The following is a 25,131-nucleotide window of genomic DNA, read 5'->3' on the forward strand; positions in this document are numbered from 1 at the left end:
GCTCAGACCTTGGCCTTGAACGGGCTGAAATCGGTGCCCTCGTCGAAGATGTCGACCCCCTCGCGGTGCTTGAGCGCGCCGACGACCACGTAAGTCACCGGGGTCAGCACCGCTTCCCACGCGACCTTCATCGCCCAGTTGGTCACCATCACCAGCACCACCTGTTGCGTGGTCCAGATGCCGAGGAAGGCGACGGGGTAAAAGATCAGGCTGTCGACGCCCTGGCCGACGACGGTCGATCCGATCGTGCGCATCCACAGATGCTTGCCCTCGGTCGCGATCTTCATCCGCGCGAGGACGAAGCTGTTGACGAATTCGCCCGCCCAGAAGGCGACGATCGACGCGACGACCAGCCGCCAGGCGTTGCCGAAGGTGCTGACATAAGTGGCCTGGCACAATGCGCCGCTGCTCGCGCCGGCATCGCCCTTCACCGCGAGTGTCTCGGTTCCCTGGCACCACCAGTCGGCCGCCGGCGGCATCGCGAGCACGACCCAACTCATCACCGCCATGAACACCAGCGCGGCAAAACCGGTCCAGATCACCCGCCGCGCGCGGGCATAGCCATAAACCTCGGTCAGTACGTCGCCGATGACGTAACCGAGCGGAAAGAACAGGATGCCGGCGCCGAATGTCAGCGGTCCGACCTCGGCCAGTTTCGACGCCCCGATGATGTTCGACAGCAGCAGGATCGCGACGAAGGCGGCCATCACCAGATCGTAATAACGGAAATGCCGCACCGCGGCGGCATTGGTGCGGGCGGGCGCGTGTGCGGGCTGGGCGGTGTCGGTCATCGCCGTCTTGCTTATCCTGCTTTGCGCCCCGCGCAAACCGCGCTATTCGCGCGATCCACAGCCTCTGTGCATGCGCCCGTAGCTCAGCTGGATAGAGCACCCGCCTTCTAAGCGGGTGGTCGCAGGTTCGAATCCTGCCGGGCGCACCATATTTTCAATGGCCTAGCGCATATTTTTGGCATTGATGTGTCGCACGATCTGCCAACATTTTCCACGCATTTCCGCCCATTCCCTCGGTGTCACGGCGTGTCCCTGGATCACGGATGGAACATGATAGCCGTAGCCTCCACTGCCCAGCCTGACGACGAAATTGCGCGCGGACGGATTATAGAAACTCGATAGCCCGTCGTGATTGATCTATCCGTTCGATGGTATCGCCAGCGCCCTCGAGTTGAAGGCAATCCGCGAAGCCACGCAGGTTGCTTTCAAGGGCGTCGCCGTCGTCCGGCCGCGTTTGGCGCATAATCTCAGCTACGACCGGCGCTGACGCTCGATTGAGCGGGCCGGCGCGCCGCAGGGCTTCGGCGACCGTGTCGTCGGCGAGTGCATCCACTATGCCGAGATTGAGAGCCTCGTCGGCGTCGATGACGCGTCCTTCGAGCACGAACAGTCTCGCGCGGTGCGACCCGATCAGACGCGCGAGCCGCTGCGGCCCACCGGCACCCGGCGGAATCCCCAGCCGCGTCTCGGGAAGGCCGATCGCGGTGACGCCGCGCTGCGCTATGCGCATCGTGCAGGCGAGCGCGATTTCGAGGCCGCCGCCCATGCAGGTTCCGTTGATCGCCGCGATCACCGGCTTCTCGGCGGCGTCGAGCAATTTGCCGAGCCGGCTGAAGGGCGAGTCGAGAAAGGCGTTGCGGTCCGCACCCTGTTCGAGCGCCCTCGCGGCCCGGACGATCTGGCCGAGATTGGCGTGACGGATAAAAATGCCGTCGGCCGCCCCCGTTATTACGACCGCCCGAACCGCGCGGTCGGCGAGCAGCCGCGCGAGCGCGTCGCCGAGGAGCGCCGCGCCCCGGTTCGAGATCGTGCCGTCCCCGGCCGGCATGAAGCGAACGACGGCGGTGTCGCCCGCGATATCGACGGCGACCGCTTCGGTTCGGCCTTCTAGCGACATTGTTCGATCCGTTGCTGGACCAGCGGAATCTGGTCGTTCCCGAAATACATGAACTTCCTTTCGACGAAAAAGGTCGGCGAGCCGAAGGCCCCACGGTCGATGGCTTCCTGCGTGTTGTCGCGCAGCCGCGCCTTGATTTCGGCGGTCTGCGCCTGCTCGGCGAGCCGCTCGCCGTCGAGGCCCGCGGCCCTGGCGATGGCGATCAGCACCGCGGGATCGTCGATATTCTGCTGATCGGCGAAATAGGCGTCGAACGCCGCTTCGGTGAAGCGGAGCAGCGCCGCCTGATCCCCCTCGATCGCGCAGCAGAAACGCATCGCGTGCACCGACTTGACCGGGTGATGCGGCGACGGGAAATTCATCGCGACCCCGGCGAGCTTGGCCCATTCCCTGAGCCATGCATAGGTCAGGCGGACCTTGGGATTGTCCGGGCTCTGTCGCCCGGCATAGACGCTGTCGTTGACCGCGTTGAATACTCCACCGACCAGAAAGGGGCGCCAGACGACATCGACATCCTTGTCGGCCGACCATAGCCGAAAGTTGTGGACCGCGATCCGCGTCCAGGGCGAGGATAGGTCGAAGAAGATTTCCACCTGCGGTGTCATGCCCGATCGTCCCTGATGCCGAACAGCAGCTTGCGGGTTTCGGCGTCGTCCTGCGGGCGGCGGTTTATCTGCTTGCGGCCGACGTCCATGCCGCGGCGCAGTCCAGGCCGCTGTTTGACCACATCATACCATCGCCGCAGGTGCGCGAAGGCGGCGAGATCGATCTCCTGCGCCTTGTAAGTCTGTATCCAGGGGAAGCACGCCATGTCGGCGATCGTATATTCCGCGCCCGCCACATGGTCGCTCTGCGCCAACTGGCGGTCGAGCACGCCATAGAGGCGCCGCGTCTCGTTCCGGTAGCGGTCGGTGGCATAGGCGATGCGCTCGGGAGCATAGAGCTTGAAATGGCCGTGCTGGCCGAGCATTGGCCCGAGCCCGCCGACCTGCCAGAACAGCCATTCGAGCACCGCCTTGCGGCCGCGCACATCGGTCGGGAGGAAGCGCCCCGTCTTTTCCGCCAGATAGACGAGGATCGCGCCCGTCTCGAAAATCGAGATCGGTTCGCCGCCATCGGCCGGCGCGTGATCGACGATCGCCGGGATGCGGTTGTTCGGGCTGATCGCCAGGAACTCGGGTTTGAACTGGTCGCCCTTGCCGATGTTGACCCACCGGACCTCATAGGGAAGTCCGCATTCCTCGAGCATGACCGAGATTTTCCAGCCGTTCGGCGTCGGTGCGGTGAACAATTCGATCATGCCGGAACCTCCGCTGCCACCGGCTCGACGAGGCCGGCGGCGTGCAGCAGCGCGATACAGTCGCGCTCGACGGGCTTTTCGGACACCGTCTTGGGAATCGCTGGCAGGAGCTGCCAGATTTCGGGGATCTCACTGCGCTGCAAATGATCGGCCGCCCATTGCCGGATGCCGTCCAGTGCGTCGTCGGTGTCGAGGACGACAGCGGCGACCAATGTGCGCTCGCCGGCGACATTGGCCGCGGTCTCGACGCCATAGACGAAGACGTCGCGGACAGCCGGGTGCTGCGCAAGCACGGTTTCGACCAGCGTCGCATTGACGAAGTCGCCGTTGCGGCGAATGCCACCGCCGGCACGGTGCAGGAAATAGAACCAGCCCTCGGTATCGGCATAGGCTATGTCGCCCGAGCGGAACCAGCCCCCGGTCACCTTCTCGGCGCTCGCCTTTTCGTTGCGATAATAGGTCACGGCCTCGGACCCGCCATCGACCTTGCGGAAGCAGAGATGCCCCGGGACCATCGGCGCGCAGACCTGGTCGTCGTCGTCGAGGATCGCGGCAACCAGCGTCGGCGGCGGTTTGCCCATTGAACCGCGCGGCCCATCGCCCATGCGGTTGATCAGCGTCCCGCCATTCTCGGTGCTGCCATAGACTTCGGTGATCGTGACCCCGAAGCGCGTCTCATACGCCTCCCACAATTTTGCGGGCATGCCCGACGCGATCACCAGCCGCACGGGATTGTCGCGGTCGTCGCTCTTGGGCGGCACCGCGAAGACTTCGGGGATCATTCCGCCGAGCAGGGTAAAGACCGTGCAACGATAGGCCCGGCAGACATCCCATAGCCGGCTCTTGGTGAACTGCCGGCTGAAGACGACCGGCAACTCCATCGCCAGGCCCGCTGCAAGGGTCGAATGGGCATTGGTGTGGCAGAGCGGCAGGCCCGTGTAGAGCGTATCGCCATCGTCGACCCCCAGCGCGCGCAGCCCCTTCATGCCGCGCATATATTGCGCGTGGGTCCGCACGACCGCCTTGGGGTTGCCCGTCGTGCCGGAGGTGAACATCAGATACATCGGCGAGGTCGGGTCGGGGATCACGGGCACCAGCCCAACGGCGTCGCCGGGGAGGTCGGCGGCGTAATCGGCCGCAGGGAAATTCCGCGGCGCTGAGGCCGTGTCGACCACCAGCACCGGGGGTCGTGACCCAAGCTGTTCCGCGACGGTGTCGAGTGCGGGCAGCGCGGCCGCTTCCGCGATGATCGCGGTCGCCGCGACATGGTTGATCATATAAGCGAGCTTTTCGCCCATGCTCCGGGTGTCGAGCGGGACGAAGATCGAACCGGTCAATGCCGCCGCCACCATCGCTTCCACGAACTGCGGGCGGTTCTTGAGCATCAGGACTACGCTGTCGCCGGGGGCGACGCCCTGTTGCTGAAGCCAGAGCGCCAGCCGGGCGCCGCGGTCCCACAGTTCGGCGAAATTGCGCCGCTCGTCGGACAGGCTGCCATCGGGCTCGACATGGACGAAGGTCAGCGCCGGAAAGTCGGGTTTTGCGGCCGCCTTTTGCTCGATCAGTCGGGCGATATCGTTGGCGCGGTTGCTCATTCGATCCTCATCCTGCGGCTTGATTTCCGTGTTCGGCGCGTTGCCGATAATCTTCGACCAGCTTCTTCTTGAACAATTTACCCGTCGGCTCGCGCGGCAATGCGTCGATGAAATCGACCTGCTTCGGCGCCTTGAGGCCGCCGAGCCGGTCGCGGGCGAATCGTCGGATGTCCTCGGCAAGTTCGTCCGAGGCCATGACGCCCGCGATCAATTCCGCAACCGCGACGACGCGCTCGCCAAAGTCGGGATCGGGCGCACCGAACACCGCGACATCGGCGATGGCGGGATGTTCGCCGAGCGCATTCTCGATCTCCTGCGGATAGATGTTCACGCCGCCCGAAATGATCGTGAAATTCTTGCGGTCGGTCAGGAACAGATAGCCGTCGGCGTCGAGATAGCCAATATCGCCGAGCGTCGACCAGCCCTGGTCGTTATAGGCGCTGCGCGTCTTGGCGGGGTCGTTGTGATATTCGAACTTTTGTCCCCCAGCAAAATAGACGTCGCCGATCGCGCCCGCGGGAAGCGTCGCACCGTCCTCGCCGCAGATTTTCACCTCGCCGACAAAGGCGCGACCAACCGAGCCGGGTTTCTGCCGCCATTCCTCGGGGCCGATCATCGTCAGCCCGTTATTCTCTGTCCCGCCATAATATTCGTGGACGATCGGGCCCCACCAGTCGAGCATGCGCTGCTTGACCGGCACCGGGCAAGGGGCGGCGGCGTGCAGCGCGATGGTCAGGCTCGATAGATCATGGGCGGCTCGCACCGTGTCAGGCAGCTGGAGCAGCCGTGAGAAATGGGTCGGCACCCATTGCGCCACGGTCACGCGGTGTCGCTCGATCGAGGCAAGCGCGGCCTCGGCGTCGAACTTCTCCATCACGACGACCGTCCCGCCCAGCCGCTGCACGAGCATAGACCAGCGCAGCGGCCCGGCATGATAGAGCGGCGCCGGCGACAGATAGACGCTGCCCGGTCCCATGCCGAAGCGGGTTTGCGCGACACCGAGCAGCGGCGACGGGCGAGCGATCGGCAGATCAGGCACGAACGGCTGTTTGACGCCCTTGGGCCGGCCGGTCGTGCCCGACGAATAGAGCATGTCCGAACCGGCCATTTCATCGGCGATCGGCGTCGCGGGATAGATGTCGATCAGTTCGCCGAGCGGTCGCTGTTCGCCCTGCGGCGCGTCGACATACAGCACCGGACCGTCGAAGGCCGCGGCATCGATGACGGCCTGCGTCGCCTGCGAGCCGATGACCAGCTTCGCGCCGCTGTCGCGGAATATGTAGTCGAGGTCGTTACCCGACAGACGATAGGACAGGCAGGCGAAATAGACGCCCGCGCGCTGGGCGGCCCACGCCGATATGAACAGGCAGGGCGAATTCTCGAGGACGATCGCGATGGTGTCGCCAGGCATGACGTCCTGCGCGCGGAGGAAATGGGCCAGCTGGTTCGAACGCGCGTCGAGTTCGCCATAGGTCAGCGCTTCGCCGGTCTCCGCCATGATGCAGGCGGGCTTTCCGGGGTGGGTGGCGGCGTGGATCGAAGGATGCATCGTGCGGGTCTCAGGCGCCGATTGTCGAGCGGATCAGTTTGCGCACGGCATCGCCATAGGGCGGCCGCAAGGTGAGCAGCGGGCCGAGGTCGCGCTTGATCTGATGATAGACCGCCTTCTTGTGGCTGAATTCGAGGAAGCCGTCGCGGCCGTGATAGGCGCCCATGCCCGACGGTCCGATGCCGCCGAACGGCAGATTCTCCTGCGCGCAGTGCATGATGACATCGTTGACGCAAATGCCGCCCGAGGTGGTCTGCGTTTGCAGCACGTCGAGCTCTTGGGTGTCGGTGCCGAAATAATAGAGGGCGAGCGGCCGGTCGGTGCCATTCACCTGTGCGACGACGGCGTCGAGCGTGCGATAGGTCATCACCGGCAACAGCGGGCCGAAAATCTCCTCCTGCATCACCGCCATGTCGGGGGTCGCATCGAGGATGAGCGTCGGTGCGAGCTTGCGGTGCTCCTGCTGGTCGAGCGCTTCGTTTGCCGGGTTGATTTCGACGATCCTTGCCCCCTTGGCGGCGGCGTCGGCGAGATAGGATTGCAGCCGGCCAAGGTGCCGGTCGGAGATGATCGCCGTATAATCTTCATTGTCGCGGATCGTTGGCAGCATCTGCGTCGTCGCGGCACTGGCCGCCGCGACAAAGGCGTCGCGCTGGCCCTCGGGCACATAGACATGGTCGGGCGCGAGGCAGATCTGCCCGGCGTTCAGCACCTTGCCGGCCATGATCCGCGCCGCCGCGGTCGGCATGTCGACGCCCTTGCCGATGACGACCGGGCTTTTTCCTCCCAGTTCGAGCGTGACGGGAACGAGGTTGTCGGCGGCGGCGCGCAGCACATGTGCCGCGACCGATCCTGCGCCGGTAAAGATCAAATGATCGAAAGGAAGCGCGGCAAAGGACGCCCCGACATCGGGGCCGCCGGTCACCACCGCGAGTTCGCTCGCGTCGAAGCGCCGGTCGATCAGTGTCTGCATCAGGTCGGCGGTGCGCGGCGTATATTCGGACGGCTTGACGATCGCCCGGTTGCCGGCGGCGAACACCGATGCGAGCGGTGAAAAGACCAGACCGACCGGGAAATTCCACGGACTGACGACACCGACGACGCCTTTCGGCTGAAACAGGATTTGCGCCTTGGCGCCGAGCAGGCCGAGCAGCCAGGGATCGAGCGGGCGCTTTTCGGGCTTCATCCAGCCGCGTAGATGTTTGCGGGCATGCTGCAGCGCACCGACCGGCGTCATGATATCGGTGAGTGCCGAGGCGTAGGGCGAGCGATTGCCGAAATCGTCGCTCATCGCCTGCTCAAACGCCGACGAATTTTCCTTGAGCAGCGCGATGCAGCGATCGATCCGGTCGATCCGCAACGCCGCATCGGGCGGACCGTCGGCCAGTTGGGTGCGGCGCTGCCGCTGGAGAAGGGCGAGCATGTCGGTCATGGGGTTTCCTGCCGGATAGGGTCAGGCCGCGATGGCGGCGCGGGACGAGTAACGGACCGGCAGGCTTTTCAGCCCACCCACAAAATTGGTCTGGATCCAGCGTGGATCGCCGTCGAGTTCGAGGCGATCGATGCGCGCGAACAGCTCCTCGAAGAATATCCGCATCTCCATCCGGGCGAGATGCTGGCCGAGGCAGACATGCGGACCATAGCCGAACGCCAGATGCCGGTGCGGCGGTCGCCCGATGTCGAAGCGGTAAGGCTCGTCGAATACCTCTTCGTCGCGATTGGCCGAGGGGTAGCACATCATCATCGCCTGCCCGGCGCCGATCGTCTGGCCGCGCAGCTCATAATCCTCGGTTGGGGTGCGGAAGAAATGGGTGACCGGCGAGACCCAGCGGATCATTTCGTCGATCGCCGACGGCAACAGCGACATGTCGCCGCGCAGCCGGTCGAACTGCTCGGGATTCTGGAGCAGCGCGAGTGTGCCGCCCGCGATCGAGGCGCTGGTCGTATCGTGACCGGCGGTCGCGGCGAGGATGAAATAGGACAGCGCTTCCTTCTCGCCGATCTCGGCCTGCGCGAGCAGGGTGGCGAGGTCGTCGGCGGGCGCCGTGCGGCGCGATTCGAGCAGCGCGCGGAAATAATCGAAAAACCCCTGCACCGTGGAAATGACGTCGATCTTCTCGGTCTTGATTTCGGGGTCGTCGGGACCGAACAGCTGCTGCGTCATCTTGAGCATCAGGGCTTCGTCCTCGGCCGGGACGCCGATGATCCGCATGATGACGCGCAGCGGATACCAGCTGGCGACCGCGCGCATGAAATCGCATCGCCCGTCGCCGTCGAGGGTGCGGTCGAACAGGTCGCGCGCATAGCCGCGCAGTTCCTCGTCGAGTATCTTGATCCGCCCCGGCGCGAACCAGGCCTGGGTCAGCTTGCGATGCAGCCGATGTTCGTCGCCGTCCATGTTGGGCAGCTGGTTCAACAGGAAGGGGCGCCCGCCCGTCACCTTGCGGATCTGCTCGTCGACCGCCGTCTTGCGCAGCATCACGCGCGGGCCGTTGACGAAGATGTCCATCGCCCGCTCCACCTGCATCACATCGGCGTGCCTGGTCACGATCCAGAAAGGTGCATAGTCGTCGGGCTCGACCCAGAAGACCGGGGCTTCGGCGCGCAAGCGGCGCAGCAGCGCGTGATAGGCGGCGGGGTCGGAATGAAAGCGCGGATCGACGAGCAGATTGCCGACGGCTTTTGCCTCCAGGGCCGTGGAGGCCGGGTTGCAGGCGTCGTCCAGATCACCAGCGGGGTGTTCGCGCGCCATATCCATTTCAATCTCCCATACGGGTCTGAAGCCCATGTGTTGTCATATAACACTAATAGTCCTATGTCAAATGAAGGAGAATGGTTGAGCGACCGGGAAAAATCCTGTCAAAGACACATCACAGGAACATGGGGGAAATTTTGGGTAGCAATAAGAACCCGCTGACGCGCGAGCAGGTGATCGACGCGGCCACCGAATGCCTCGAGCATTTCGGCGTCGCGAAAACGTCGATGATCGACGTGGCGCGCAAGCTGGGCGTGACCCGGCAGACCATTCACCGCCTGTTCGAGACCCGCACGATATTGCTGGAGGCCGTGGCGGAGGTTCGGATTCAGGCCGCGGCGAAAAAACTCGTGTCGATGTTTGCCACCCATGACGACATCGAAGAGACGTTGGTTCACGGCACCCTGCAATCGCTCGCTGTGGGCCGAAGCGACAAGCTTCTGTATGAAATCCAGCAGCAGGCGGACCATGGCGTCGATCAATATATGTTCCGCGGTTCGCCGATGATCCAGCAACTGATGCTCGATATCTGGGGTCCCGTTCTGGATCGTGCGCGCGCGGAAGGACGGATTCGCGACGGCATCGACAACGACAAGATCGTGCAGTGGGTGCGCAACGTCCACGCGATGATCAACATGCGAAGCGACTATAGCGAGGCGCAGCAGATCGAAATGCTTCGCGACTTCTTCGTCCCGTCGATCGTCCGATAGACTGGACTATGCGCCGTTCAGGTCGATCGACCCCAGGTCGGCCATCGCAGCAGCGGTCCGCTCGACAAGCCGCCGTGTCGTCTGCTCGGGCTGCACCGCCTGACCCATGCTGTTGTGACCGATGGTGAAGGCCCAGGCGAGAAAGGCATAGGGGATATGCGCGCGATAGGCGTCCCATGCCGCGGCGGGATCGAGCGCGGGGCCGCCCGCCGCGGCGAGCTCTTCGATATAGGAGGCTAGCAGCGCGCGCTCCCAATCGCGGCGGTCGGCGACCTCCAGGCCGGTCGACAGGATATAGCTGACGTCCCACGCCCAGGGGCCGCGCAGCATCACCTGCCAGTCGCAAAAGCCCATGGCGCCATCGCCGGTGCGATAGGTTTGCGCGATATGCGCGTCGCCATGGAGCAGGGTGACATGGCCGTCGCGGGCATCCTGCGCGTTGCGGCGCACCACCCCCGCCCAGATATCGTCGATCCGTCCGCGCACGCCGTCAGGGATCAACTCGGGCGCCGCGTCCATGCCGACGCCCGCCCAATGCGCCATGCGCAGGAAGCGTTGATTGTCGCCCAGATAGGTCGGCGTGTCGCGCAGCCAGCGATGCTGCTGGAGTGATCGGTCGCGCCAGAAACGCGCATGCAGGCGCGCGAGACCCGACAGGAGGCTCGCCATCTCTTGCTGCGTGATCGCGTCGCCGGCCATGTTGAACTCGGCCTGCCGCGTCGCGACGACATCCTCCATCACGATCATCGAGCGCATCGAGCGCGGCGCGACACAGGCCCAATAGCCGCGGGGCGCCTCCATCTCGATCTCCGGGCGGAAATCGCGATAGAAGCCGACCTCGCCGAACAGGCAGTTCGACAGCCCGAGCAGCAGCCGCTGCATGAGGATCGGCGTCGACTTGGTGAAGATGCGGTCGGGCACGCCCGCGGCGCGCGCCGCATCGTTGAGGTCGAGGTCGAAGCCCTGCCGGGTCGACGATCCGACCGACCCCTCGGTGGCGCGCACGCCCAGCACCGCCCCGCCGGGGACGTCGCGGCACAATGTCGCCGAGAGCCATTGGGGCGTGATCGCTTCCCAGCTCCAGGGGATGTCGTCGATGCCCCGCGCCGCCGGCCGTGCGGCCGCATCATAGCGCGCGCGGAGCGCAATCTCGGCCTTGCGGAGCGGCAGGGTCAGGCTGGACAGCATTGGCGCATTCCCCGATCGAAAAGGTCAAAGGATCGAATAGCCCCCATCGACCGTCAGCTCGGTCCCGGTGACATAGCGCGCGGCATCGGAGGCAAGGAACAGGATCGCCCCGGCGACATCGTCGGTCTCGACCCAGCGGCCCATCGGGAACATCGTCGCGACATAGGCTTTGGCCTCGTCTTCGGACCGGAACCGTCCCGCAGCGATGCCGGGGGCAAGTCCGCTGCGGCCGAGGTCGGTATCGACCGGGCCGGGGTGGACCGAATTGACGCGGATGCCGTTCCCCGCGCGGCCGAATTCGACCGCCACCGCCTTGCTCAACATGCGCACCGCGCCCTTGCTCGCCGAATAGGCCGCTTGCATCGGGCCGGCGATCTGGCCGTAGATCGATGACAGATTGATGATCGAGGCCCCTCCCGCCTGCGCCATGAGGGGCGCGGCCGCCTGGATCGAGAACCAGATGCTGTCGACATTGACCGCCTGGACGCGGCGATATTCCTCGACCGTCGTCGCGAGCACGGGCTTGTTGAGGATCATCCCGGCATTGTTGACGAGGATATCGAGCCGGCCCTCGGTCGCGGCGATCGAGCCGATCACTTCCGCCCATTGCCCGGCATCGGTCACATCCTGGACGAGGAAGCGGCCGCCGTCGGGTGCGGTGCCGGCCGGATCGATATCGGTCGCGACCACCGTCGCGCCGGCTGCGGCGAGCAGCTTCGCGCTATGCGCGCCGATGCCCTTGGCCGCGCCGGTGACGAGCGCGACCTTGCCGTCGAGTTCAAACATGGCTCATTCCTTGGCTGTTGGCCGGTTCCGAAGGGGGAGGCGGGGAGAGCCGATATCCCCCTTCGGTCACTGACGCGTCAGAAATCGACCGACAGCTGCGTGCCCCACGTCCGCGGCCGGGCGTAATTGCCATAGTAGGCGCCGGTGACGAGGTAGGTCGCATTCTGGCGGTAAAGCTGGTCGGTCACATTGTTGACGAAGACGCGCAGCCGCACCTTGTCGTCGAGGGCGCCGAGCGTCGCCGACAGGTCGACGAGTTCATAGCCCTTCTGGACATCCTGCGGCTGGCCGAAATAGCGCAGCACCGTCTTGCTGCGATAGGAAGCGTCGGCGCGCAAGGTCAGCGACGACAGGAAGCCGCTCGAGAATTCGGCGCGATATTGCGCCCCGATCGACCCCGAGAAATTGGGCGCATGCGGAAGTTGCATGCCGTCGAGGTTGATCTGGCCGAGCGCCGGGCGCGCATCGTCGATCGACAGGAAGTCGCGGAACCGGGCGTGCAGCCAGTTCGCCGAGGCGTCGATCGTGAAGGCGTCGTCGACGCGGAATTTGAACTCACCCTCGAGGCCGTAGATCGTCGCCGGCGCATTCTGCACCAGCGTGACCGCCGGCGGCCGGGTGATCGTGACCTGCAGATTCTTGTAGTCATAATAGAAGCCCGCGAAATTGGCGGTCAGGCGGCGATCGTCGGTCTGCGTCTTGAGGCCGATTTCGAACGCGTCGAGAACTTCGGGTGCATAGATGCCCGCTGCGCCCAGAAGCTCGCCGCCGCCGCCGGGCAGGTTGGCGCCGCCCGATTTGAAGCCGCGCGAATATTGCGCATAGGCCGACACGCCGTCCGAGAAATCATATTGGAGATTGACCTTGGGCAGGAAGCGGTTGGCCTTGATCGACGACGGCACGTCGGTCGCCAGCGGCACGATCGTCCCGTCGGGCAGGCGCAGGAACAGGTCCTGCGAGAAATTCTTCTTTTCATGGTTGAACCGGAGGCCAAGGTTGATGCGGAACGCGTCGGTGACCGAATAGGTGCCGTCGGCGAAGATCGCGATCGAATCGGTATCGGTGTCGACGCTCTGCGTCAGCTGGGTGTCGGGCAGGACGCCGAAGCCGCCCGCGGCCGCGGCGCCAAGGCCGAGCGGCAGTGAATTGCCCGCCTTTTCGGTGAAATAATAGGCGCCGAGGATCCATTCGAACTTGTCGCCATCACCGATCAACGACAGTTCCTGGCCGAAGGATTCGGACGGCCGCTTGAAATTGGTGGCGTAGAAGAAGGGCACGTCGGTCGCATCGGCGTCGAAATCGACGCGGCTCTTGTGGTCGACATAGCTGGTGATCGAACGCAGCGCGATGCTGTCGGACAACTGTGCGTCGATTTTGCCCGACGCGATGAACGTCTTGGTGTCGAGGATATAGGGCCAGTCGCCGTAAATCTGGTTCGGCTCGGTGGTCTGGCCTGTGGTCGGGAGGAAGGTCGGCGTGAACAGCTGCTGATACGCTCCGCCGCCATTGGATTCCTCGTAACGCGCCCACAGGTCGATGGTCAGGTCACTGCTCGGCTCGAACTTGATCGCGCCCCGGACATATTCGCTGTTCTGATCGCCGATATGGCCGTTGCCGGGCAGCAGACGGACGAAACCCTTGTCTTCCTCATGGCCGCCGCTCACCCGGACCGAGAGAGTGTCGGACAGCGGGCCCGACACATAAGCGCTGGCGCCGAACGCGTCGTAGCTACCGGTCGACAGGTTGAAGCCGGCGGTGAAGTCGCGCGTCGGCTCCTTGGCGATGAAGTTGATCGCGCCGCCCGTGGCGTTGCGCCCATAAAGCGTGCCCTGCGGCCCGCGCAGCACTTCGATCCGGTCGAGATCGACCGCGCGCAGATAGCCCATGGTAGCGCGCGGCATGAAGACGCCGTCGACATAGGTGGCGACGGTCGGCTCGGTGACGCCCGAATCGACGATCGACCCGACGCCGCGGATCGAGATCAGGGTGGTGCCGGCATGCTCGCCGAAATCGAGATTGGGAACCGCGCTGGTCAGGCTCTCGATACTGTCGATCCCGCGCTGCTGAAGCTGCTCGCTCGACACGGCCGAGATAGCGGCGGGAATGTCCTGCAGATTCTGCGATCGTTTCAGCGCGGTAACGACGATTTCGCCGTCGCTTGATCCACCGTCGTCGCTGCTGGCCGCAGGCGCGGTAGCGTCCGATTGCGCCATTGCCGGCGTTGCCAATCCCGCCAGCGCCATCGCGGTGCCGGTGCACAGAAGCAGTCTGGTATTCATCGATACCCTCCCAATAGTTGTTTTATGTCGTTGACGGGTCGGCGTGGCTATTCGGCCGCGACCGCCCATTCGTCTTGCTCTTCGCCGCCGATCAGCCGTCCAGGCACCGAACCCGTTGGCTTGCCGTCGATAAAGGTCGTTTCCCCGTTCACTAGGACGCGGCTGTATCCGCCGGCGTCGACGAGGCGGCGCCAGTCGCCGCCGGGAAGGTCGTGGACGATCCGGTGCCGGCTGCGGTCGAGGTGCAGCGCGTCCAGATCATAAATGATGATGTCGGCATGATGGCCGGGCAGGATCGCGCCGCGCCCCTCGATCCCGAGCATCCGGGCGATCTTGAAGCTGAGCTGATAATGCGCCTCCTCGAGGCTCATCACCTTCTGTTCGCGCACCGTGCGGATCAGGAAGTCGGTACCATAGCATCCGCTGGAAAAGGCCTTGGTATGCGCACCCCCGTCCGAAACGCCGCAGGCGACCGCCGGATGCGCCAGCAGCCGGGCGCCGAGCGAGGCGTCGGTCGCCGAATAGGGAAGCGACTTGATCTGGAGCTCGAGGCTCGACCGCAGCGCGAGGTCGCACAGCGTCTCGACGACCGATTGGCCGAGCTCTGCGGCGATGCTCGCGAGGTCGCGGTTCAGATAGGGCTGCAAGTCGGGCGCATCGCCGACTTCGATGACGATCTGCCCTTCGAAGCCGCCGGCGCCATTCGACGGGCCGTTCTGCGCATAATCCTCGGCGAACTTACGGACGAAATTCTCGTCGGCGAGCAGCGCGCGGATGTCGTCGTCGGTCTGAGCGGCGATCAGGCGGCGAACCCCCCATAGCTGGCCGGCCGCCGTGTCGAGATCGCGAATACCCGCTTCGACCCAACCCGCATAGAGAAGGGTCGCGCCGCAGATGTCGAGCCCCTCACCGCGCAGCTTGTCGAGCCAGGCAAGGTCGGCATCGATGATCTCGGGCATGCCGTCGATCGCCAGGAAGATGTTGTGGATGATCCTTACGCCGCTGCCCTTGGCCATGCGGGCGACCTTTTCGGTCAGCCCCGGATTGCCGAAGCCGCCGATCTGCGCGAGCAACTGGATGATGCCTTCGCCGCGGTCGGCGAGCGCGCGGCAGATTTCGACGACATCGTCGTCGTGCATCGCGTCGGTCGGCATCGCCGTGCCGTCGAAGTCGAGGTGCGAATTGCCGTCGAGGCCCATGATCGACATCGAGATGCCGATCGCGCCGACGTCCATCGCCTCGTTGATCAGGCGATGCATCTCGGCGATCTCTGCCGCCGTCGGACGCCGGCTTTTCGCGGCGTCGATGCCCATGACATAGATCAGCAGCGGGTTGAGCGGTAGATAGGTCATGATGTTCACGCTCTTCGGCAGCGCGCGCATCGTTTCGAGAAATTCGGGAAAGCTCTCCCAATTCCAGGGCAGCGCCAGCCGCTGCTGCTCGACCGGAATCTGCTCGGTCGTCGAGAGCATCAACATGGTGCGCTCGCGGTCGGCGGCGCGGACCGGTGCGATGCTGAAGCCGCAATTGGCGTTCAGGATCGAGGTCACACCCTGCTCGCCCGAGTCCATGCACGACGGACTCCAGAAGACCGCGGCGTCATAATGGGCGTGCTGCGTGATATGGCCCGGCGCGACGATCTTGCCGGCGGCGTCGATCACTTCGTCGGCGGTGGCCGCGGACAGGTTGCCGATCTTGGCGACGCGCCCCGCGATGATGCCGACATCGCCGCTGCGCTCGGGAGCGCCGGTGCCGTCGATGATGCGGCCGTTGCGAATTACGCAGTCGAATTTTTGCATGTCACTCTCCCGGGCAGGCCCCCTCTGCGGGCGCTCTTACCGTCTTCGGAGATAGATCATATAACGATTAATGTCATGTGTCAAACGAAGAGCGTCCGAAGAGCGTCGGGCGCAGGACTAGGTCTCCCGGCGCGGTTTTCTGGGTTGCAGGGATAAGTCGTGGGTGGCGCCGGGTGTCAAAGTCGGGGACGTGGCGGAGCGCTATGTCGACGTGCGTCCTGAGATCCTCTGGGACTCGTCGTGCAGATTCTGCTTCACACGCCCCAGCAGCTCGACCAGCGTCCGGATTTCACAGGGAGACAAGCCGCGGCTTGCGACCCGGTCGATCTCACCCGCGACGTCGCCGAGCGCGAGCGCGACCGCGTAGCCGCGCTCGGTCGCAAAAACGAGCGTTTCGCGGCGATTGCTGCGGTTGACCCTTCGGTCGAGCAGGCCAAGCACTTCGAGTCGCCGCACCGCGACGGTGACGGTGGCCTCGGATATTCCGAGCCGGGCGCCCAGGATATGCTGGGCCAGGCCGTTTTCGGCCGAGAGATTGCAGAGTAGGCTCAATTGGCCGGCGGCCAGGCCATGACAGGAAATCCGCCGATCGACCGCCATAGAAAAGCGGCGGAACGCGATGCGGGCGAGATAGCCGATGCTGTCGTCGAGGCCCCAGAACTCGCGTCGCGCCCCTGCCATCCGCCGGGCCTCCTTAGAGGAGCAGCGAGTTCGGCGGCAGCCCGACCAGCGCGCGACCATGGAGTTCGGTCGCGACATCGAGGTCGTAGACGATGTGGCTCTGCATCACCTGGACGTCGCGGAGCAGGCGCTGCATCGGATTGTCGAGCGCGTGGACGCTCGACCCGACCGCTTCGCAGCAGGTCCGCACCGCCTCGACACATTGCTGGACGGCGATCGCGATTTCGGCGCGCAGGCGTATCCGCTCGGTCGTCTGTTCGGGCTCGTCGATTTCGCCAAGCAGCAGATTCTCGCGCGCCGCGGCGCGGATCGTGCGCTCGGCCGAGCGCGCGAGCAGGTCGGCGCGGGCGAGGCGCATTTGTCCTGCCGGCTTTTCGACACTCGTGCTCATACTGCCGAGCTTGACGTGCTGCCCGAGCCGCTCGCGGCACAGCTGCACCGCCTGCCGCGCGGCACCCAGGGCCGGGATGGCGGCGGTAACGCAAAGATTGGGCAGCATCGGCGATCCGTAGAGGCCGGGGCCATGGACCGCGCGGCCGTTGCCGCGGCCCGAGCGCACCGGCTGCACCGCGAACTGATAGGCTTCGGGAATGAAGACATCCTCGACGAGGATGTCGTTGCTGCCCGTCGCCGCCATGCCGGCCATCCGCCAGGTGTCGAGGACGGTCACTTCTTCGGCGCGGAGCAGCATCATGCGCACCACTGGGGGGCCGCCCTCGACGGGTTCGAGCGCGTTGAGCATGATCCAGTCGGCGTGCATGACGACGGTGCCCCATTTCCAGCGCCCGCTGAGGCGAAAGCCGCCGTCGACGGGGGTGGCGATTCCGGGCGGCGAGGCCGCGCTCGGGGCGACGACATAAGGGGTGCGGCCCCATACCTCGGCCTGCGTCGCCTCGGGCATCTGCGCGATCAGCCAATTATGCTCGGCCGCGAAGCAGGCGGTCCAGCCGGTCGAGGGACAGGCTTCGGCGATCGGCAGCGTCGCGCTGATATAGGTGTCGGGGTCATATTCGAGCCCGCCGAAGCGGCGCGGCACATAGAGGTAGAAATAGCCGCTTTTGCGCAGCGCGGCCCACACGTCGTCGTCGGGGCGGCGCTCTTTTTCGGCCGCCGCCGCACGCTCGGCGACGAGCGGCTTGAGCGCCTGCATCCGGGCGATAAGCCTTTCGGGGGTGATCGCGTCGATCTCGTCGCGCGAGAGGAAATCGTCGCCGGCGGGAATTCGGCGGTCGGCGAGGCGTTCGGGCATCATCATCTCCATCCTGTTTGCCACGGCATAGGGCGAAGGCAGGAATAATGTCAACTAGGTTGACTAAAATCCTTCGGGCGCGCATGGCGAGAGGATGACAGATCAGGCCAATATCTCGCCCGCCGCCGGTCTCCGCGCCGCGCTGCGCACGCTGGTGCGCCCCGTCGCGGTGGTGACCGCCGCGCATGCGGGGCAGCGCTACGCGATGGCGGCGACCGCCTTTTGCGAGGTCAGCATGGACCCGCCTTCGATGCTCGTCTGCATCAACCGCGCCAATGCGACGCATAGCGCTGTCGCGGCGGGCGCCGATCTTTGCCTCAACCTGCTCGCTGCGGACCAGGCCGACATATCGCAGCGCTGCGGCGGCGGCGTCGCGGCCGAAGAGCGTTTCGCGGTCGGCGACTGGCGGATCGCGGCCGAGGGGCCACCGCGGCTCGCCGACGCCTGCGCCAGCATCGTGCTGCGTCCCGCGTCGATCGTCGACCATGCGACCCATGCGGTGGTGATCGGCGAAGTCGTCGACGTGTGGCAGCGCGGCCTGTCGTCGCCGTTGGGGTTCCACGACGGCAGCTATCTCTTCCCGCTCGCGCACGCGGCGATCAATTTGGTTGCGCAATCGGCGCGGCTGGGCGAAGCGGGCGCGATGCAGGACGGCTATCTGATGCTCGACGTGATGCGCGCCTTCTATTGGTTCGACGAGGGTCTCCAGTCCGCGCTGCGCGCGCGCGGCTGGGAGGCCGTGTCGCGCTCGCAGTCGATGACCTTCGCCAATATCGCGCTCGGGGTGCGCCGCCCCGCAGACCTCGCCCGCAACCTCGGCATCACGCGCCAGGGGGTCAGCAAGATGCTGCAGGAGATGGTCGAGCGCGACTGGATCGTGATCGAGCCCGACCCGACCGACAAGCGCGCGTCGATCGTCGCCTTCAGCGAAAAATCGCGGCAGCTGCGTGCCGACGCGCTCGAGATATTGGGCAAGATCGACGCGGCGCTCGGCGAGCGGATCGGCAGCAAGGCGCTCGACGCGCTGCGCACCACGCTGGCGCGCGACTGGGGTCCGCCCCCCGAGATCCCCGAGCCCGCCGCTCAATAACCCGCGAGGTGGCCGTTGCCGCGCAGCTCATAGCTGAACGTCGACGGCAGATAGGGCAGCATGTCGCGGTCCCATGCCGCGAATGCACTTTTGAGCCGGTCGAAGGCCTCGGGCTGCACGGTCTTCAGATTCGCCACCTCGCGCGGGTCGGCGGCGATGTCGAACAGGAACTCGTGCCCGCTCATCGCCAGATATTTGAGCGAGCCTTCGATCGCCGCGCGCTGGTCCTGCGCCTTGTGGCGCCAGAAGAGTTGGCGCGGCGACCCCGTCGTCCCGTCGAGAAGCTGAGGCAGGAGGTTACGGCCGTCAAGCGCCGGCCAGTCTTTTTCCGCGATCCCCGCCGCCGCGAGCAGCGTCGGCACCCAGTCCATCGTGATCTGGACGAGCTCGCTGCGCGTGCCGGCCTTCACGCGTCCGGGCCAGCGCATCAGCGTCGGCACCCTGATCCCGCCCTCGAGCAATTCGCCCTTCATCCCGCGCAACGGCCAGACCTTCGAGAAACGCTCGCCGCCATTGTCGCTGGTGAAGATCACGATCGTGTTGTCGGCCTGGCCATTGGCCGCGAGCGCCGCGAGCAATTGCCCGACCCCGCGATCGAGGCTTTCGACCATCGCGGCGTAGACGGCGTTGCTGCCGCCGTCATAGTGAAACGAATCGCGGATCGTCTTAGCCACCTCCTCGTCGGCGGGCCCCTCCCACGGCCAGTGCGGCGCGGTGTAATGCGCGCTGAGCAGAAAGGGGCGCCCCGCCTCCTTGAAGCGGCCGAGTTCGGCGACGCAGCGTTCGGTGATGAGGTCGGTGAGATAGCCGCTTCGGCGGATCTCGGTCTCATTCTCCCACAGGTCGTGACGAAAATTGCCGCGGATCGTCATGCCATGCTCGAAATAATCGGCGCCGCCCTGATAGATGCCGAAGAAACGGTCGTAGCCGCTCTTGCGCGGGCCATGGTCGGGCAGGCCGCCAAGATGCCATTTGCCGACGAGCGAGGTGTCATAGCCCGCGCGCTTCAACAGGTCGGGCAGGGTGACCACCTCGTCGCCAAGCCCGAGTTCGGGGTGGACGCCGAGCGGTTCGTCGAGCCCCGCCGGAAAGCGATATTGATAGCGGCCGGTCATCAGCGCCAGCCGGGTCGGCGAACAGACGCTGCTGTTCGAATAGGAGCGATGCAGCGCGACGCCGCCGGCCGCGAGTGCGTCGAGCGCGGGGGTCGCGATATCGTCGCGGCCGAAACAGCCGAGGTCGGCAAAGCCGAGATCGTCGGCGAGGATGAAGACGATATTGGGGGCCGTGGCGGCCGCCGGACGGGCGACCGCCGGCGCACCGAGCAACCCGGTGATCGCCGATGCCGCACCTGCCTTCACCAAGGTCCGCCTGCTCAACATGATGCCATCCTCTCTCTCGTTTCCCGCCGCAATATCGGCCGGTTTTGCTCCGCGCGATCCGATTTTTCCGCGTCGCTTACGGCGAAGCGATCGAAATGAAATCGCGGCGGTTTTTGGCTCTTTCCTGGCCGAGCCATGCTCCCTCAGATCGAAAATTATGTCAACCTACTTTACAATATATGCTTAGAACACTAAACGAATGGTCGAAGCAACGGACCGCACCGGCAAAATCAGGGCGGCCAGAGGGAGAGAGTGGATGACGGCCAAGGCAGCGCAATTTCGTTCGGTCCGCCTGTGCTTGCTGGCGTCGGCGGGGGCGATGTTTTTCGCGGTCCCGGCACTGGCGCAGCAGGCCGACGACACCGCCGCGTCGGACGACAGCAACATCATCGTGGTGACCGCGCAGAAGCGCGAGCAGGATGTGCAGGACGTCCCGATCTCGATGACCGTCGTCGGCGGCGAGCAGCTCAGCGAGCTTGGCATCAAGGACTTCAACGAACTCGACCGCTACGTCCCCAATTTCTATGTCCAGACGACCCCGGGGAATAACGCTTTCTACATCCGCGGGATCGGCTCGACCCCGGGCAATCTGGCGTTCGAACAGACCGTCGGCCTGTTCGTCGACGGCATCTATGGCGGCCATGCGCGCCAGTTCCAGGCACCCTTCCTCGACGTCGAACGGATCGAGATATTGCGCGGGCCGCAGGGCGCGCTCGTCGGCAAGAATACCAGCGCCGGCGCGATCAGCGTCGTCAGCGCGCGGCCGACGCGCGATTTCCGCGCGACGCTCGAGGGTAGCTATGAATTCGAACTCGGCGGCACGCGGCTGTTCGGCATGGTGTCGGGGCCGGTGTCCGACGCGGTCAGCGTGCGCGTCGCGGCGCAATATGAAGACAGCGACGGTTATATCGAGAACACATTGCTCGGCGGCAACGAAACCAAGCGCGAAAGCCTCTTCGGCCGCGCCTCGGTCCTGATCGATCCGGGCAATGGCGCCGACCTGTTGATCCGCGTCGAGGGGGGCAAGGTCGACCTGACGGGTACCGCCGTCGAACGTTTCCTGACCGCGAACGATCCCGACCGCGAACGCCAGACCGGCGGCTTCCCCGGCTTTATGGACAAGGATTTCGACAACACCGACAATCTCAACGCCAGCGCGACCGCCAATATCGACATCGGCGACCATGTGCTGACCTCGGTCACCGGCTTCTCCTCCTATGATTTCGAGAAGAAGGTCGATGCCGATTTCGGGCCGAACCCGTCCTTCGCATCGAGCTTTGCCGAGAAGTTCAGCCAGATGTCGCAGGAAATCCGCCTCGCCTCGCCGACGACGGGCCGCATCGAATATATCCTCGGCGGCTATTTCCATGTGAACGACTATGACCTGTTCCAGACCACGCTGATCCGCTTCGGGCCGTTCAACGGGCGCTCCGACCGCAGTTTTCGGCAGGAAAATGTCGCGCTTTCGGGCTTCGGCAGCGCGACCTGGCACGTCGCCGACAGCCTGCGCCTGATCGGTAGCCTGCGTTACACCTATGACCGCAAGACCGCCGACCAGACGCGCGTCAACACGGGGGTTGTCCAGCCGACCTGGCTCGCGACCCCGCTGTCGGGGCATCGCGTCGAGCGCGAATGGGACCCTTCGGTCGCGCTGCAATGGGACGCGACCCCCGACGCGATGCTCTACGCCTCCTATGGCCAGGGCTCGAAGGCGGGCGGCTTCATCGGCGCGCAGGCGACGACGACGCAGGCGCAGTTCGAAATCGAGCCCGAGGCGGCCGAGACCTTCGAAGTCGGGGCCAAGCTCGCGCTCTTCGATCGCCGCCTGCGCTTCAACATCGCCGCGTTCCGGACCGATTTCACCAATTTGCAGGTGTCGTCCTTCGACGCGGTGAGCAACAGCTTCATCACCACCAACGCCGGCGAGGCGCGCAGCCAGGGTGTCGAGAGTGATTTCAGCTGGCAGATCGCCGACGGTGTGTCGCTCAACGGCTCGCTTGCCTATCTCGATGCCAAATTCATCGAATTCCCCGGCGCGCCGTGCCCGTTCACCAACCCGACCTGCGTGCCGGCGAACAACAATGCCGCCGGAAGGCCGCTGCCGCGCTCTCCCAAATGGAGCGGGACGCTGTTCGCCGATATTGCGGTGCCGGTTAGCGATTCGGTCGATTTCGTCGCCAACGGCGGCATGACCTATCGCAGCAGCGCGTTCCTCGAAGAAAGCTATAATCCGGCGGCGGCGCAGGACAGCTATGCCAAATTCGACCTTCGGCTCGGTATTCGCGCGTCGAACAAGAAATGGGAACTCGCGATTGTGGGCAAGAATCTGACCGACGAACTGACCGCGAGCCACGCCTTCAACACGCCGCTCGCGGCCGGGGTCATTTCGAAGTTCATCCAGCCGCCTCGCACGATCGCGGTGCAGGCGAAGTGGCAATATTGATTGGGTTTGGCTCCTGTCCGTCAACGCGGTGCGGGGTTAGATCCAATCCCGGCTTCCTTCCTGCCATGGCCGCTGAAGAGTTAGCCTTTTGCGATGCCTTGGCAGAGAATGGATCAGCCGGAGACTTGATGGAGCGCGAAACGCTCCGCACCCTCGCTCAACTGTTGGTCAAGACAATCCGCAGCGCTGTGACTGTCGATTGGACGCAGAAAGAAAATGTCCCCGCAAAAAGGCGGATTGAGCTTCGAAAGCTGCCGGTGCGTTATGGCTATCCGCCCGATTTGCAGAAGGCCCGTCCGATCAACGTTGTTTCTTGGCCGTGGTCGCGGTGAAATCGGGATCTTTTTTCGCCACCCAATCGACAAATTTGCGCACATTGGGGTGGGCCAGGAGGCCCTCCACATCCATCCCGTAGCGCTGCAGCTCGGAATTCGTGAAATTGGCGATCAGCGTCTGCTGGCAAATCGAATGCATGGGAACAACATCGCGGCCGCCCCGGCTTTTGGGGACGGGATGGTGCCAGACGATGGTTTTGCCGGTGGGGCGGCCGCAGAGCCAGCAGGACGGTATCGTCGCCGGCGGTGTCTCCTCGCGGTGCAGGTCTCCATAGGGATCATGTTTCGAATGTCTGCGGGCCATGGGTCTACCTGAAGGATCTGAATTTGCGCCGCACACCTATCCCGATGCGATGCGCATTGCCACAGGCGTATCTCCGGCCTGGCCGTTCACCGGACTGTCATCGCTACGGGTACGCCAGATGCTCAAAGGCGTCACGCTCCGCCATCGCTCCTAACGCCGTCCATTGCTGTAATCGATTCGGATCCTGACCCAACTGCCCACCATGGCCTGTCCACCGCGCCGCGGAGCCCGTACCCTGAACTGCCACGCCGCAGCGAGCACTGCGCGATTGATCTGCGATCCGGTGGGATATTCGTCGAGCCCGACGCAATCCTCGACACGATAATCCGGCGCCGTGCGGCAGGCGATCAGCCCCCAGCCGGGGCCGCTGGCGGTGGACAAATAGCCGCGCAACTCGTCATTGCTCGGCTCACGATACCAGGCGGCGGCATAGAGCGGCTCGCCATTGGGCGCCGTTCCCACCCGCGCCGTGTCGCTGGACGAGGACGAGCCTCCCTTGTTGGGCGGCCCATAGACAGCCCCGCCGGGTGGACGAACGCCGATCCGGGGAACCGTCGGCAAGGGTGGCAGTTCGGATGGCGGCGCCATGGTCGGCGCGGTCCTCGGTTCGACGGCTGTCGGGGGTAATGGTTTGGCCGGTTCGGCAGGCGTCGGCTGCGGCGGCACAGGCTTGTCCTCGGCCCGCTTGCTCTTCGGGCTACTTGGTTCGGGCGCTTCCTCGGCGATCTCGCTGGCCGGGAGGCTGACCATGCTGACATATTCTTCCTTCTTCTTCGGCGGCTGGTCGCGGCCAAAGGAGAGCAGCATAAGCAGCAGAAGCCCGGTGATCGATACGGTCAGGCTTATGGCAAGCGCACGGCGTCCCCGCCCGATGCTGAGCTGCTTGGCATAGGGCGTGGCTGGAACAGGGCTCAGCGGATGCTATCTTTGGTCGCGGCGACCGCTGGTCGAGGGGCCGGGGGCTGCATCCGCGCGGAATAGTGGGGCGCCGGGCCTTTGACAAGGGTGAGCGCCGACCGATGAACCCCATGGCGGCCGGCCGCCACCGTCCCGCGTCTCAGCCGATCGACAGGAACGCCGTGATCGTCAGCCGCCCCTGGCGCGGATCGGGCGACAACGCGGCCTCGGGCGAAATCGCGCCGCTGTGAAGGTTGCTGCTGCGATAGAGCAGCGCGCGGTTATAGCGCGCTTCGGCGACATGGGCCTGGGCGAACAGCGCCGTATCGCCCGCGACATAGGCGGCCGGCGGCGGGCCGCGATGGCGCAGTTCGGTGTCGAGCTGGCGGAAATAAAGCGCGCGCCGTTCCTCGGTCACCGTCTCGAACCCCGTTGAACGGTGGCGGAAAAAGGCGGTGCCATCGCCGCCTTCCGGGGAAAGATAATGGATGAAGGCGATGCGGTCGGGGGTGAAGGCATCGACATGCGGCAGGCGCTGCGCGATGCCGAGGGCTGCCGGCGGCGTGGTGACGATCGAGAAACTCGCGTCGATGATCGTGACCGGGCCGGTGCGGGCAAAGGCGCGCGCCGCCGCCTCGGCGATCGCGGGCAGGGCCGCGTCGAAATATCCGGGCGGCAGCGCGGCGCGGATGCCCGGATAATGATGGAGCGCGGGTTCGAACGCGGCGGTGGCAGCGAATCCGCGCAGGGCGTCGGGGTCGGGCGCGAAATCGTCGAGGATGCAGAGCGGCTGCGCCTCGTCGCCGATCGTCTCGATCCGGACGGGCATAGCCGCCATCATCGGCGCGGCGGGCGGAGCCGCGCCAGCCGCGCCGCGATCC

At 65.1% G+C, this 25,131-nt stretch carries 22 protein-coding genes, 1 tRNA gene and 1 pseudogene; 6 read left to right on the forward strand and 18 right to left on the reverse strand.

What is annotated here, in order from left to right; translation table 11 throughout:
* Window positions 1-2 precede the first annotated feature (2 nt).
* Window positions 3-791 (reverse strand): queuosine precursor transporter, encoded by a 789-nt coding sequence (locus ASD67_RS08710; protein ID WP_056346011.1) that lies wholly within the window; start codon window positions 789-791, stop codon window positions 3-5.
* Window positions 792-863: 72 nt separating this feature from the next.
* On the opposite strand from ASD67_RS08710, the gene ASD67_RS08715 reads away from it, so the two are divergent.
* A tRNA-Arg gene (locus tag ASD67_RS08715) sits at window positions 864-940 on the forward strand.
* 176 nt (window positions 941-1,116) lie between these two features.
* On the opposite strand, the gene ASD67_RS08720 is transcribed toward ASD67_RS08715, so the two are convergent.
* Genes ASD67_RS08720 through ASD67_RS08750 form a run of 7 tightly spaced genes read right to left on the reverse strand, consistent with a single transcriptional unit; the run spans window position 1,117 to window position 9,104 of the window.
* The gene (locus ASD67_RS08720) at window positions 1,117-1,908 is read right to left on the reverse strand and encodes an enoyl-CoA hydratase/isomerase family protein (RefSeq protein WP_056346014.1); all 792 of its coding nucleotides are present in this window, start codon (window positions 1,906-1,908) and stop codon (window positions 1,117-1,119) included.
* Window positions 1,899-2,513 carry a 2-hydroxychromene-2-carboxylate isomerase gene (locus ASD67_RS08725; RefSeq protein WP_056346016.1) on the reverse strand — a complete coding sequence of 205 codons (615 nt, stop codon included), beginning with the start codon at window positions 2,511-2,513 and terminating at the stop codon, window positions 1,899-1,901. The genes ASD67_RS08720 and ASD67_RS08725 overlap by 10 nt, the downstream gene beginning before the upstream one ends.
* Entirely contained in the window at window positions 2,510-3,208 is a 699-nt protein-coding gene (locus tag ASD67_RS08730; RefSeq protein ID WP_056346017.1) for a glutathione S-transferase N-terminal domain-containing protein, read from the reverse strand. Before ASD67_RS08730 ends, ASD67_RS08725 begins: the two co-directional genes overlap by 4 nt.
* The gene (locus tag ASD67_RS08735; RefSeq protein ID WP_056346019.1) at window positions 3,205-4,803 is read right to left on the reverse strand and encodes an AMP-binding protein; all 1,599 of its coding nucleotides are present in this window, start codon (window positions 4,801-4,803) and stop codon (window positions 3,205-3,207) included. The genes ASD67_RS08730 and ASD67_RS08735 overlap by 4 nt, the downstream gene beginning before the upstream one ends.
* Window positions 4,804-4,810: 7 nt before the next feature.
* Window positions 4,811-6,352 (reverse strand): acyl-CoA synthetase, encoded by a 1,542-nt coding sequence (locus tag ASD67_RS08740; protein ID WP_056346021.1) that lies wholly within the window; start codon window positions 6,350-6,352, stop codon window positions 4,811-4,813.
* Window positions 6,353-6,362: 10 nt separating this feature from the next.
* Window positions 6,363-7,784, reverse strand: coding sequence for a coniferyl aldehyde dehydrogenase (locus ASD67_RS08745; RefSeq protein WP_056346023.1), 1,422 nt, complete (start codon window positions 7,782-7,784; stop codon window positions 6,363-6,365).
* Between the two features lie 21 nt (window positions 7,785-7,805).
* Window positions 7,806-9,104, reverse strand: coding sequence for a cytochrome P450 (locus ASD67_RS08750; protein WP_082544919.1), 1,299 nt, complete (start codon window positions 9,102-9,104; stop codon window positions 7,806-7,808).
* Window positions 9,105-9,184: 80 nt separating this feature from the next.
* Here ASD67_RS08750 and ASD67_RS08755 point away from each other — a divergent pair, with 80 nt between their 5' ends.
* Window positions 9,185-9,817, forward strand: coding sequence for a TetR/AcrR family transcriptional regulator (locus tag ASD67_RS08755; RefSeq protein ID WP_082544920.1), 633 nt, complete (start codon window positions 9,185-9,187; stop codon window positions 9,815-9,817).
* A gap of 6 nt (window positions 9,818-9,823) precedes the next feature.
* On the opposite strand, the gene ASD67_RS08760 is transcribed toward ASD67_RS08755, so the two are convergent.
* From ASD67_RS08760 to ASD67_RS08770, 3 genes are all read right to left on the reverse strand, one after another.
* Window positions 9,824-11,005 (reverse strand): hypothetical protein, encoded by a 1,182-nt coding sequence (locus ASD67_RS08760; protein WP_056346026.1) that lies wholly within the window; start codon window positions 11,003-11,005, stop codon window positions 9,824-9,826.
* 24 nt (window positions 11,006-11,029) lie between these two features.
* Window positions 11,030-11,791, reverse strand: a complete 762-nt coding sequence (locus ASD67_RS08765) for an SDR family NAD(P)-dependent oxidoreductase (RefSeq protein ID WP_056346028.1) — start codon at window positions 11,789-11,791, stop codon at window positions 11,030-11,032.
* Window positions 11,792-11,868: 77 nt separating this feature from the next.
* Window positions 11,869-14,070 (reverse strand): TonB-dependent receptor, encoded by a 2,202-nt coding sequence (locus ASD67_RS08770; RefSeq protein WP_056346030.1) that lies wholly within the window; start codon window positions 14,068-14,070, stop codon window positions 11,869-11,871.
* A 74-nt stretch (window positions 14,071-14,144) separates the two neighbouring features.
* Between ASD67_RS08770 and ASD67_RS24005 the strand changes: the two genes are divergently transcribed.
* Window positions 14,145-14,225 (forward strand): hypothetical protein, encoded by an 81-nt coding sequence (locus tag ASD67_RS24005; RefSeq protein WP_443028031.1) that lies wholly within the window; start codon window positions 14,145-14,147, stop codon window positions 14,223-14,225.
* Here the strand turns inward: ASD67_RS24005 and ASD67_RS08775 are convergent.
* From ASD67_RS08775 to ASD67_RS08785, 3 genes and pseudogenes are all read right to left on the reverse strand, one after another.
* A pseudogene (locus tag ASD67_RS08775) lies at window positions 14,217-15,869 on the reverse strand (N-acyl-D-amino-acid deacylase family protein); the annotation flags it as partial. The gene ASD67_RS24005 and the pseudogene ASD67_RS08775 overlap by 9 nt on opposite strands.
* Before the next feature lie 201 nt (window positions 15,870-16,070).
* The gene (locus ASD67_RS08780; RefSeq protein ID WP_056346034.1) at window positions 16,071-16,550 is read right to left on the reverse strand and encodes a MarR family winged helix-turn-helix transcriptional regulator; all 480 of its coding nucleotides are present in this window, start codon (window positions 16,548-16,550) and stop codon (window positions 16,071-16,073) included.
* 13 nt (window positions 16,551-16,563) lie between these two features.
* Window positions 16,564-17,811 (reverse strand): acyl-CoA dehydrogenase family protein, encoded by a 1,248-nt coding sequence (locus tag ASD67_RS08785; protein WP_235535611.1) that lies wholly within the window; start codon window positions 17,809-17,811, stop codon window positions 16,564-16,566.
* Between the two features lie 82 nt (window positions 17,812-17,893).
* Between ASD67_RS08785 and ASD67_RS08790 the strand changes: the two genes are divergently transcribed.
* Complete coding sequence (locus ASD67_RS08790; RefSeq protein WP_056346038.1) at window positions 17,894-18,889, forward strand: flavin reductase; 996 nt, start codon at window positions 17,894-17,896, stop codon at window positions 18,887-18,889.
* Here ASD67_RS08790 and ASD67_RS08795 read toward each other — a convergent pair.
* Window positions 18,883-20,271, reverse strand: coding sequence for a sulfatase-like hydrolase/transferase (locus ASD67_RS08795; protein WP_082544923.1), 1,389 nt, complete (start codon window positions 20,269-20,271; stop codon window positions 18,883-18,885). The genes ASD67_RS08790 and ASD67_RS08795 overlap by 7 nt on opposite strands.
* 256 nt (window positions 20,272-20,527) lie before the next feature.
* Here ASD67_RS08795 and ASD67_RS08800 point away from each other — a divergent pair, with 256 nt between their 5' ends.
* Together ASD67_RS08800 and ASD67_RS22595 are read left to right on the forward strand one after the other, a co-directional pair.
* Window positions 20,528-22,714 carry a TonB-dependent receptor gene (locus ASD67_RS08800; protein WP_056346040.1) on the forward strand — a complete coding sequence of 729 codons (2,187 nt, stop codon included), beginning with the start codon at window positions 20,528-20,530 and terminating at the stop codon, window positions 22,712-22,714.
* A gap of 65 nt (window positions 22,715-22,779) precedes the next feature.
* Window positions 22,780-23,046, forward strand: a complete 267-nt coding sequence (locus ASD67_RS22595; RefSeq protein ID WP_235535612.1) for a type I restriction enzyme endonuclease domain-containing protein — start codon at window positions 22,780-22,782, stop codon at window positions 23,044-23,046.
* On the opposite strand, the gene ASD67_RS08805 is transcribed toward ASD67_RS22595, so the two are convergent.
* The 3 genes from ASD67_RS08805 to ASD67_RS08815 all read right to left on the reverse strand — a co-directional run.
* Window positions 23,015-23,353, reverse strand: a complete 339-nt coding sequence (locus tag ASD67_RS08805) for a hypothetical protein (RefSeq protein ID WP_056346042.1) — start codon at window positions 23,351-23,353, stop codon at window positions 23,015-23,017. The genes ASD67_RS22595 and ASD67_RS08805 overlap by 32 nt on opposite strands.
* A gap of 150 nt (window positions 23,354-23,503) precedes the next feature.
* Entirely contained in the window at window positions 23,504-24,160 is a 657-nt protein-coding gene (locus ASD67_RS08810) for a hypothetical protein (protein WP_235535613.1), read from the reverse strand.
* A gap of 250 nt (window positions 24,161-24,410) precedes the next feature.
* Window positions 24,411-25,131: DUF6445 family protein (locus ASD67_RS08815; protein WP_327197008.1), on the reverse strand; the 721-nt coding region annotated here is incomplete at its 5' end.

It is taken from the genome of Sphingopyxis sp. Root1497 (assembly GCF_001427085.1).
Classification (GTDB): domain Bacteria; phylum Pseudomonadota; class Alphaproteobacteria; order Sphingomonadales; family Sphingomonadaceae; genus Sphingopyxis.